8 protein-coding genes and 1 pseudogene are annotated in these 2,867 nt (G+C 52.9%); all 9 read left to right on the top strand.

Annotation, left to right across the window (positions count from 1 at the left end; all coding sequences use genetic code 11):
- A pseudogene (locus HMPREF2696_RS12000) lies at positions 1 to 70 on the top strand (GemA protein); the annotation flags it as partial.
- A gap of 2 nt (positions 71 to 72) precedes the next feature.
- A complete protein-coding gene (locus tag HMPREF2696_RS06185; protein ID WP_070588115.1) occupies positions 73 to 552 on the top strand; it encodes a Mor transcription activator family protein in 480 nt (159 codons plus the stop codon).
- Positions 553 to 714: 162 nt separating this feature from the next.
- Positions 715 to 1,260 (top strand): N-acetylmuramoyl-L-alanine amidase, encoded by a 546-nt coding sequence (locus tag HMPREF2696_RS06180; protein ID WP_070588113.1) that lies wholly within the window; start codon positions 715 to 717, stop codon positions 1,258 to 1,260.
- Positions 1,257 to 1,460 (top strand): hypothetical protein, encoded by a 204-nt coding sequence (locus tag HMPREF2696_RS06175; protein WP_070588112.1) that lies wholly within the window; start codon positions 1,257 to 1,259, stop codon positions 1,458 to 1,460. The genes HMPREF2696_RS06180 and HMPREF2696_RS06175 overlap by 4 nt, the downstream gene beginning before the upstream one ends.
- 33 nt (positions 1,461 to 1,493) lie before the next feature.
- Complete coding sequence (locus HMPREF2696_RS06170) at positions 1,494 to 1,730, top strand: hypothetical protein (protein ID WP_070588120.1); 237 nt, start codon at positions 1,494 to 1,496, stop codon at positions 1,728 to 1,730.
- Positions 1,702 to 2,121: a hypothetical protein gene (locus HMPREF2696_RS06165; protein ID WP_070588110.1), complete on the top strand. Its 420-nt coding sequence runs from the start codon at positions 1,702 to 1,704 to the stop codon at positions 2,119 to 2,121. The genes HMPREF2696_RS06170 and HMPREF2696_RS06165 overlap by 29 nt, the downstream gene beginning before the upstream one ends.
- On the top strand, positions 2,018 to 2,335 hold the full coding sequence (locus HMPREF2696_RS11995) for a hypothetical protein (protein WP_210383762.1): 318 nt from the start codon (positions 2,018 to 2,020) through the stop codon (positions 2,333 to 2,335). The genes HMPREF2696_RS06165 and HMPREF2696_RS11995 overlap by 104 nt, the downstream gene beginning before the upstream one ends.
- Complete coding sequence (locus tag HMPREF2696_RS06155; RefSeq protein ID WP_070588108.1) at positions 2,332 to 2,661, top strand: hypothetical protein; 330 nt, start codon at positions 2,332 to 2,334, stop codon at positions 2,659 to 2,661. The genes HMPREF2696_RS11995 and HMPREF2696_RS06155 overlap by 4 nt, the downstream gene beginning before the upstream one ends.
- 11 nt (positions 2,662 to 2,672) lie before the next feature.
- Positions 2,673 to 2,867: hypothetical protein (locus HMPREF2696_RS06150; protein WP_070588107.1), on the top strand; the 195-nt coding region annotated here is incomplete at its 3' end.

Genomic DNA, 2,867 nt, shown 5'->3' with positions numbered 1-2,867 from the left:
CGACGGCAATATGCACAAGCTGGTGGCGGCTTTGCAGATTGCGGCGAACCGAAAGAAGAAGGAGGAATAGGAATGAGTGTAAGTTGGGAAATGACAGAGCAGGATTTTGAGGATGTGAAACATCTTCTGCCGCAGAGCGTGGTGGCGATGATTACGGTCATCGGGCTGGAAGCGGCGTTTCACATGGTCAAGGTTTGGGGCGGGACGAATTACCCGATTTCCAACCGCCGGCGCAATACGCGCCAGAGCCGAATCTTACACGCTCAACTGGTCGAGGACATCGGCGAGGAGGCTGCGGGACGATTGGAGCGAGCCTATGCCGGTCAGTCTTTCTTAGCCATTCCTCGCTGCTGGGACGCGATGCGCGAGCTGCGCAATCGATTTATCCGCCGGCAGTATGATGCGATGAGCGCGGAGGGTTTGAGCGATTTGGTTATTGTGCGCGAGCTGGTGTTGGCTCATCGGCTGTCTACGCGCAATATCCGATACATTTTGAAAGAGGCCGACCGCGAGGCGGCGGCAAGAGCGCAGACGGATTTATTTGCGGCGTAATTGTGTTGTGTGTTTCTTGTGAGTGGACCTTTGCCCTGCTTTTTGCAGGGCTTTTTTTTGTCTGCGGAACAGTAAGTGCATTTGTGCCGACCGTCTTATGCCGTCTGAAAAGGTTAAATAAGGTTTTGAAAATAAATTGTGATTTGATTTTCGGAGATGTTTATGGGCAAAACTGTAACTTTAACCGCCGGCCACAGCAACACCGACCCGGGCGCGGTCAACGGCTCCGACCGTGAGGCGGACTTGGCGCAGGATATGCGCAACATCGTGGCATCTATTTTGCGCGATGACTACGGCTTGACCGTTAAAACCGACGGCACGGGCAAAGGCAATATGCCGCTGCGCGAGGCTGTAAAACTGATTCGCGGCTCGGATTTGGCGATTGAGTTCCATACCAATGCGGCCGTCAGCAAAGCAGCTACGGGCATTGAGGCGTTGAGTACCGTCAAAAACAAACGCTGGTGTCAGGTGCTGAGCAAGGCTGTTGCGAAGGCTACCGGCTGGAAACTGCGCGGCGAAGACGGCTTTAAACCCGACAATGCGGGCCAGCATTCGCGCCTGGCTTATGCACAAGCCGGCGGCATTGTGTTTGAGCCGTTTTTTATCAGTAACGACACTGATTTGGCCTTGTTTAAGACTACTAAATGGGGCATCTGCCGCGCGATTGCGGACGCGATTGCGATGGAATTGGGAGCGGTGAAGGTATGAAAAAGTCTTTGATTGCTTTATCTATTGCCTATTGTGCAAAGTTAAAAAACGGTTTTGGCGTACCGCCGTTACCTGAAATCAAAATCACGCCAAGCCCTGTTCGGGTAGGCTCTTTGAAACAACATCCGAGCCTGCGCTTGGGTAAATCAGGCGTGGCAGCCGCGAAACGTGCGGCGCGTAAACGCAAGGCGAGAAAGTAAGAAATATGATTGACGGTTGGGATGGTTATTAAGATGCGCATTTTTGACATTTTCAAAAACCCCGCGACAGGAGGCATTTCACATTCGAAGTTATGGGCAAACGTTGCATGCGCGGCGGGGACGTTTAAGTTTGTGATGTTGCCCGATCCATCGGCGGAAATTTGGGCGGTGTATTTGGGCATTGTCGGCGGCTATGCGGTGGCGCGCTCGTTTGTCAGCGTCAAACGTCAGGAGGTCGAGAATGAATCTCGTGAAACTGCTGGCGAATAACTGGCAGCCGATTGCCATCATCGCACTTATCGGCACGGGTTTGGCGGTGTCACACCATCAAGGATATAAGTCGGCCTTTGCCAAACAGCAGGCGGTCATCGACAAGATGGAGCACGATAAGGCGCAAGCCCTGCTGTTGTCGGCTCAAAACTATGCGCGCGAATTGGAACAGGCACGCGCGGAAGCTAAAAAATATGAAGTTAAGGCGCACGCCGTCGGCATGGCTTTGGCGAAAAAACAGGCGGAAGTCAGCCGTCTGAAAACGGAAAATAAAAAGGAAATCGAAAATGTCCTTACTCAAGACCGTAAAAATGCAAGCGGTAATTGTATTGACGGCTTTGGCCATCACGGCCTGCAGCTCTACAACCGCGCCCTCGGCTACGGAAATTAAGGTTGTCGAAAAGGCGGTCATGCCGACACCGCCTGCCGCATTGATGGTCGCGCCGGTACGCCCGAATCCGCCGAAAGACGGCAAAACGGCCACGCTGTTGGAACACGCCGCTGAGTTTGGCGGCTATGTTGCCGAACTGGAAAATCAAAATCAGGCTTGGCGCGACTGGGTCAACAGTCAAGCGGAAGTTGACGGTTCGGAGGGCGCGCGATGACGACTTATCGTGAGTTGGTACAACGTACGGTCGCCTGCCGCCATGCGGATTTAGAGCTGGGATTGAGCCGCGCACGCGAGCAAGAGCCGTTTGTCATTCATGTTTCCGACCTGTTGGATAAGGCAGGCATTGAGTACGCAGTGCGTATGGATAAGGATTTCCAGACGACCTTTTGTGTGGAGTTTTCGGCGACCGCCCCTGCTAATGTGATTGGTATTTTGCGGAAATATTACTCAGTCTTTTTTGACGGCCAAAAGGTCGAGGCGGCGAGCCGAAATCCCGAAGGCTATGCGGTGCGTATCGTATTTGGCGATGTGCCTGTTTAAAGGGGTTTTAAATGGATTTTGAATTTGGATTTAGGACCCTGTGGCCGATTGCGACAGCGGCGTTTTGGTTTTGGGTCAACGGCATTTCAAGCCGCCTGAAAGAGGCGGACAAGCGTATCGACGATCTTAAAGAGGAGTTGCACGCGGTCAAGCTCTCTTATCACACCAAACAGGATGCCAAGGCAGACAGCACTAATATTGCGGCG

The sequence above is a fragment of the Neisseria sp. HMSC058F07 genome (genome assembly GCF_001810035.1).
GTDB classification, from domain to species: domain Bacteria; phylum Pseudomonadota; class Gammaproteobacteria; order Burkholderiales; family Neisseriaceae; genus Neisseria; species Neisseria perflava.
The sequence above is the reverse complement of the archived record's forward strand: the minus strand, read 5'-3'. Positions and strand labels throughout refer to the sequence as shown.